The organism is Proteiniborus sp., from assembly GCF_040308045.1.
Classification (GTDB): Bacteria; Bacillota; Clostridia; order Tissierellales; family Proteiniboraceae; genus Proteiniborus.
On sequence record NZ_JAWRHZ010000054.1, the window covers coordinates 1 to 4,455 of the forward strand.

Annotated in this window: 10 protein-coding genes and 1 pseudogene; all 11 read left to right on the forward strand. The window is 33.2% G+C overall.

Annotation, left to right across the window (positions count from 1 at the left end; translation table 11 throughout):
• On the forward strand, window positions 1-435 hold a 435-nt coding region (locus ABV008_RS10755), incomplete at its 5' end, for a structural protein (protein ID WP_502929775.1).
• Between the two features lie 18 nt (window positions 436-453).
• A complete protein-coding gene (locus ABV008_RS10760; RefSeq protein ID WP_352419824.1) occupies window positions 454-588 on the forward strand; it encodes a hypothetical protein in 135 nt (44 codons plus the stop codon).
• A gap of 12 nt (window positions 589-600) precedes the next feature.
• Window positions 601-876: a hypothetical protein gene (locus ABV008_RS10765; RefSeq protein ID WP_352419825.1), complete on the forward strand. Its 276-nt coding sequence runs from the start codon at window positions 601-603 to the stop codon at window positions 874-876.
• A gap of 104 nt (window positions 877-980) precedes the next feature.
• Window positions 981-1,550, forward strand: a complete 570-nt coding sequence (locus tag ABV008_RS10770) for a phage scaffolding protein (RefSeq protein ID WP_352419826.1) — start codon at window positions 981-983, stop codon at window positions 1,548-1,550.
• Between the two features lie 17 nt (window positions 1,551-1,567).
• Window positions 1,568-2,560, forward strand: a complete 993-nt coding sequence (locus tag ABV008_RS10775) for a major capsid protein (RefSeq protein WP_352419827.1) — start codon at window positions 1,568-1,570, stop codon at window positions 2,558-2,560.
• A gap of 13 nt (window positions 2,561-2,573) precedes the next feature.
• A complete protein-coding gene (locus ABV008_RS10780; protein ID WP_352419828.1) occupies window positions 2,574-2,915 on the forward strand; it encodes a Rho termination factor N-terminal domain-containing protein in 342 nt (113 codons plus the stop codon).
• A 1-nt stretch (window position 2,916) separates the two neighbouring features.
• A complete protein-coding gene (locus ABV008_RS10785) occupies window positions 2,917-3,192 on the forward strand; it encodes a hypothetical protein (RefSeq protein WP_352419829.1) in 276 nt (91 codons plus the stop codon).
• Window positions 3,182-3,535, forward strand: a complete 354-nt coding sequence (locus tag ABV008_RS10790; protein WP_352419830.1) for a hypothetical protein — start codon at window positions 3,182-3,184, stop codon at window positions 3,533-3,535. The genes ABV008_RS10785 and ABV008_RS10790 overlap by 11 nt, the downstream gene beginning before the upstream one ends.
• On the forward strand, window positions 3,532-3,864 hold the full coding sequence (locus tag ABV008_RS10795) for a hypothetical protein (RefSeq protein WP_352419831.1): 333 nt from the start codon (window positions 3,532-3,534) through the stop codon (window positions 3,862-3,864). Before ABV008_RS10790 ends, ABV008_RS10795 begins: the two co-directional genes overlap by 4 nt.
• Window positions 3,861-4,181, forward strand: a complete 321-nt coding sequence (locus ABV008_RS10800; protein ID WP_352419832.1) for a DUF3307 domain-containing protein — start codon at window positions 3,861-3,863, stop codon at window positions 4,179-4,181. The genes ABV008_RS10795 and ABV008_RS10800 overlap by 4 nt, the downstream gene beginning before the upstream one ends.
• Window positions 4,182-4,455 (forward strand): annotated as a pseudogene (locus ABV008_RS10805) (hypothetical protein); the annotation flags it as partial.

Consider the following 4,455-nt stretch of genomic DNA (forward strand, 5'->3'; position numbering starts at 1 on the left):
GTAAAGGATATTATTTCAGGCAATCTCTATAAAGATAATAAAACATTATCTCAAAGAATATGGAATTATGGGAATGAGTTCGAAAAGGATATTCAATATGTTATCAATAGAGCTATTTTAGAAAAGAAATCAGCAATAGAGTTAGCAAAAGACTTAGAAACGTATGTGAAAGATATAGCCAAAAGACCTGCTACATGGGGTAAGTGCTATCCTCATCTTAAAAATAAAAAAGTAGATTATAATGCTATGAGGCTAGCAAGGACTAGTATAAACCATGCATATCAAACGAGTACAATTCAATCTAGTAATATAAATCCATTTGTAGAAGGAATTGAATGGAGAAGTGCATTAATACATGGCAGGACATGCGAATTATGTGTGGAACGACATGGGGAGGTGTTTCCGGTCAAGGATGTACCCCTTGACCATCCGTGACCAAACGGATTATGTACAATGATACCAGTAATAACTAAAAGCCTTGATGATGTAGCAAATGAATTAAGAGATTGGGTAGAAGGAGGAAGTAATGCTAAATTGGATAAATGGTATAATGAATATGGAGATTATTTTGCTTTTAAAAGGTTATAAGGGGTGAAAGAATTGTTAGTAACATGCGATGCTAAAGATGGATGCAAGAAAGAATTTGATCTTGATAGGTTTGAAGTTGAAAAACTGGGGAATGGGATAGAAAAGACTTACTTCAAATGTCCCCACTGTGGCAAAGAATATATTGCATTTTATACTGATAAAGACATAAGAATGAAGCAATTTAGAATTAGAAAGCTAACATCATTAAAGAAGATTAATAAGCTGAAAAAAGAAATTGGAAACGATATGGACAATTTAAGAAAAAGAGTTGAGGCATCTACTAAGTAGGTGCTTTTATTTTGCTCTTTTTTAAAGGTTGAAGAGCATAAAGAACAACGAAACTCCTAACAGGGAGCAACCTGTATAAATATGCTATTGGAGGTAGTGAATAAATGGAATGGTTAAGAAAGTTAATCGAAAAGCATACGAAGGATGGAGTATTAAATCAAGAAGAATTAATGAAAGAGGTTAATACAGAATTTCCTAAAAATGCAGTACCGAAAGAAACTTATAACACTCTATCAGAAACTAAGAAGAAGCTTGAAAAAGATCTTGATGATAGAGACAAACAATTAGAAAATTTAAAGAAAATTGATGCGGAAGACTTACAAAAACAAATTGAAACATTGCAAGCAGAAAATAAAACAGCTAAAGAGACATATGAAAAAGAATTAAAGGATCTTCAACTTACTAATGCTATTAAATTATCCATAGCAGGCAAGGTACATGATGAAGATTTAGTTGCAGGGTTATTTGATAAGACAAAGCTTATTCTTGGTGATGATGGTAAAATTACAGGGCTTGATGAGCAACTAAAGACTATTCAGGAGAGCAAAGCTTTTTTATTCAAGGAAGAAGGCCCTGATGGTACTGGAGGAAGTTTAGGTAATGGTGGTAAAGGAAAACAGGACCCCCCAGCAGAAAGTTTAGGTTCTGCATTAGCACAATACTACAATAAATAAAAAAGGAGAGATAATTTATGCCTATTACATTAGAACAGGCCAAAGTTGGTATGGCCAATAAAGTAGACCAAATGGTTATAGATGAGTTTAGGAGAAGCTCATTATTACTAGACAGAATGATATTTGATGATTCAGTTTCACCAGGTACTGGTGGATCCACTCTTACTTATGGTTATGTAAGATTAAAGACACCAGCACAGGCAGGATTCAGAGCAATTAATACTGAATACACTCCACAAGTAGCAGATAGAGAAGACCATTCAGTAAAACTTAAAATATTTGGTGGATCATTCGATATCGATAGAGTTATAGCTCAAACATCAGGAGCAGTAGACGAAGTAAACTTCCAATTGAATGAAAAAATCAAAGCTGCAACTAATCTATTCCATTACACAGTAATAAATGGGGATTCAGCAGTAGATTCTAAAGCTTTTGATGGATTAGATAAGGCATTAGTGGGAAGTTCAACAGAAGTAGGAACTGATACTTATATTGACTTATCAGACTCAGCTGCAGTAGATACAAATTACAAGCTATTACTAGATGAATTAGATAATTTCCTATCAGAATTAGATGGGAAACCAACATTTCTATTAGGAAATAGCAAACTTATGACTAAGATTAAAGCAGTAGCAAGAAGAGCTGGTTATTTGACACCAGCAGAAGATGCATTTGGTAGAAAAGTAGACGCTTATGATGGGATTCCTTTGCTGGATCTAGGTTGGTTTGTAAATGAAGCAGGATTAGCAGTTCCAACAGCTCCTATCATTGATACAAGAAAGCCTGATGGCGCTACTGCAGTAACAGGTTTATCTGATTTATATGCAGTAAGATTAGGCTTAGATGGGTTCCATGGTGCAACTGTGACAGGTAACAAGATAATTAGTACTTACTTACCTGATTTTAAGACTCCTGGAGCAGTTAAGAAAGGTGAAGTAGAAATGATTGCAGCGGTAGCTTTAAAAGCAACTAGATCAGCAGGTGTTTTAAGAAATATTAAAGTAAAATAAGGTGGTGTAATATATGGCTAAGATATATGCACCTAATAAGAGATACACTGGCTTAATCGCTGGTGTATCTTTTGTTGATGGTGTTGGAGAAACTGATGATAAATGGTTAATAAATTGGTTTGAAAACAAAGGATATGAAGTAATCGAAGAAAAAACAGAAGAGATACCACTAATTGGAGAAGAATTTATTGAAGATATTGAAGAAGCTCATGAGTTAGCAATTCAAGAAAATACAATTAGATCTCTAGAAGATATGAAAGTAGAGGAATTAAAGGAGTTGGCAAAAGAAAAAGGAATAGAAGGTTATTCCAAGATGAAAAAAGAGGAATTAATATCTGCATTGGCAGGTGAATAATATGACTGATTTAGAAAAGCTAAAGTCAATGATTGATGAAGAGAATTATCCTTATTTTACGGATGATTATTTATCATCAAGAATAGAACAAATAGATATCGAATATGGAATTACACTTGAATCTATTGCTAAAGAGTTGTGCCTAACTAAGGCAGGAATAGAAGAAATAAAACTAGGAGATATAACTATACCCTCTCCTGGGAAGCACTTTCTAATGTTGGCTAGTGGCTTTAGAACAAATATGACCGGAGTGGTGGTGAGAGCAGATGGGAGTTAATTTATATTATAAAAAATATATAGAAAAACTCATTAATGCCAATCCTGCTACTATCACTATAAAAAGAGAAATAAAAACTGATGATGGATATGGTGGATCCATTATTGAAGTAAAAGAAATAACTGAAACAGTAACCTTTTATGACAGAAAAGCAAGAAGAGAAGTAGTAACTGATTATGGTACCACTTATGTAGGCGTAAGTGTTACAAAGATATTAGTAAAAGGTGATTCTCAGATAATAGAAGGAGATAAATTTATCTATGAAGGCAAGATCTATAAAGTTCTATTTGTTAATCCTTACAAAGACATATGCAAACAGATTGAATTGGAAGTGATTAAATGAGTATAAAGGTAACTAATAATTTCAATACAAAGATGGTAGAGAATAAGGTTAGATCAGCCATAGGTTTATATGCAGATACTGCTGCTAAGAAAATGGAAGGTGAAGCAAAGGGCAATGCTCCATGGACGGATAGGACCAGTAATGCTAGAAATAGTATTCGTGGTGATTTTGGTTGGAAAGGAAAGCATGCAGTAATTTCTTTAAGTGGAAATATGAATTATTCAGTATACTTGGAATTAGCTCATGAAAAGAGATTTGCAATACTTGTACCTACTATACAAAAGAATGCTCCTGAAGTAATAAAAGGGTATCAAAGGCTGGTGAAATGATGGAAAACATATTATGGATTATATTAGCACATTATATTGCAGATTATCCACTACAATGTGACTTCCTAGCGCAAACAAAGGGGAAATACTGGTATAGCTTATTGGCACATTCAATAATATATGGATTAACTGTAGCATTGACATTAAATTTGTTAGGGTTATTTGCTACGTGGAAAGCTATGGTTTTATTGATAAGTCATATAATTATAGATTATAAAAAAGCTACTGCTAAAAATAAAGACAAGGCATTAACGACATATCTTTATATAGACCAAGCTTTGCACATAGCAATAAATATATTTCTGGTGGTGGTTTAGATGTGGAAAGTAATATTTGATAAATTAAAAGAAAAAGGATTAAATCCATATGCACCAGGACAACATGAAGGGCCTTGTGATAAAACTTATTGTGTAGTTAAAGAAGGTACTCAAATACCTTCAATTCAATCAAATAAGCTAGGTCAAAGGATTATAGACATTATAGTATTTGTACCTTTGAGTAGTTATATTGCATTAGAACCTTATATGAAACAGATTAGAGTCGCATTAAAAGAATTACCTAACTTAAGAAAGACAGGATTTGAAACTCCTG

Bases quoted from the DNA above. Each gene is read 5' to 3' on its own strand.
- ABV008_RS10760 (WP_352419824.1), top strand. From the start codon at position 454: ATGATACCAGTAATAACTAAAAGCCTTGATGATGTAGCAAATGAATTA.
- ABV008_RS10770 (WP_352419826.1), top strand. From the start codon at position 981: ATGGAATGGTTAAGAAAGTTAATCGAAAAGCATACGAAGGATGGAGTA.
- ABV008_RS10775 (WP_352419827.1), top strand. From the start codon at position 1,568: ATGCCTATTACATTAGAACAGGCCAAAGTTGGTATGGCCAATAAAGTA.
- ABV008_RS10780 (WP_352419828.1), top strand. From the start codon at position 2,574: ATGGCTAAGATATATGCACCTAATAAGAGATACACTGGCTTAATCGCT.
- ABV008_RS10785 (WP_352419829.1), top strand. From the start codon at position 2,917: ATGACTGATTTAGAAAAGCTAAAGTCAATGATTGATGAAGAGAATTAT.
- ABV008_RS10790 (WP_352419830.1), top strand. From the start codon at position 3,182: ATGGGAGTTAATTTATATTATAAAAAATATATAGAAAAACTCATTAAT.
- ABV008_RS10795 (WP_352419831.1), top strand. From the start codon at position 3,532: ATGAGTATAAAGGTAACTAATAATTTCAATACAAAGATGGTAGAGAAT.
- ABV008_RS10800 (WP_352419832.1), top strand. From the start codon at position 3,861: ATGATGGAAAACATATTATGGATTATATTAGCACATTATATTGCAGAT.